The sequence below is a fragment of the Aeromonas salmonicida subsp. salmonicida genome (assembly GCF_001643305.1).
Classification (GTDB): domain Bacteria; phylum Pseudomonadota; class Gammaproteobacteria; order Enterobacterales; family Aeromonadaceae; genus Aeromonas; species Aeromonas salmonicida.
In genome coordinates, this window is the sequence record NZ_LSGW01000022.1 from 1 (window position 1) to 1,046 (window position 1,046).

The 1,046-nt window shown below is 51.1% G+C and carries 2 protein-coding genes; both read right to left on the minus strand.

Going from position 1 to position 1,046, the window contains the following annotated elements; genetic code table 11:
• Positions 1-230: 230 nt before the first annotated feature.
• Positions 231-773, minus strand: coding sequence for a D-glycero-beta-D-manno-heptose 1,7-bisphosphate 7-phosphatase (gmhB, locus tag AXW79_RS01745; RefSeq protein ID WP_005318596.1), 543 nt, complete (start codon positions 771-773; stop codon positions 231-233).
• Between the two features lie 111 nt (positions 774-884).
• Positions 885-1,046: EF-Tu C-terminal domain-related protein (locus AXW79_RS21960; protein ID WP_080771121.1), on the minus strand; the 162-nt coding region annotated here is incomplete at its 5' end.

Here is a 1,046-nt window from a genome sequence, read left to right on the forward strand (position 1 = left end):
AGTGTGTTGCTGCGGGAGTGTAATTCTCCTCAACCGCCTTCTCGAGTCAAGCCTTATTTTCAAAGGCTTTTCGAGGTTATCAACGAGGTTGTTTGCGTTGCCGCTTGCCCTGTCGATGGATGCGCATTATAGGGAGTTGAATCTTTCTGGCAAGTAGATAATTGCAAAAAGATGGCTTTCATCAACTGTTCGCTCACAAAGCCACCAATGCGCATGTTAAGCGAACGAAATCAGCCCGTGACGGGCAGTGAAACGGCGAAATCGTGCAGGTTGTCGTAGATGGCATCCGCCAAGGCGATGCCGGCGTCAGTCACAGGTTTGCCAGTACGCACCATGACTTTATGACCAACCTTGGCACTGGCTGCCGCTTTCAGGTCGGAAGGTTTGTCGCCAACCATATAAGAACGGCTCATGTCGATGCCCAGCTCCTGTTGTGCCAACAGCAGCATGCCAGGCTCAGGTTTGCGGCAATCACAAGGGGCGCCGTGATCCGGGTGATGTGGACAGAAATAGATACCATCGAGATCCACATCTCGATCGGCCAGTGACCAATCCATCCATTCGGTCAGATTCATGAAGTGATCTTCACTGAAGTAGCCGCGGGCAATACCAGACTGATTGGTGACGACGATCAACAGATAGCCTTTCTTCTTTAACAGTTGCAGGGCTTCTATCACACCGGGCAGGAAATGGAAGTCATCGACTTGGCTGACATAACCAGTGTCTTCGTTGATGACACCGTCACGATCCAGAAAAATGGCGGGCTTGCTCACTGGGGACTACCTCAATAAATGATTTTGCAAAGTATCTCATAGGGCACAAGGCCCAAAAAGAAAAAGGGGCGGCCGAAGCCACCCCTTTTGATGTTTGTAATAGCGAATCGATTAAGCGATTACGCTAGCTACAACACCAGCACCTACGGTACGGCCACCTTCACGGATAGCGAAACGCAGGCCGTCGTCCATCGCGATCGGCGCAATCAGGGTAACAACCATTTTGATGTTGTCGCCTGGCATTACCATCTCTACGCCTTCCGGCAGTTCGAT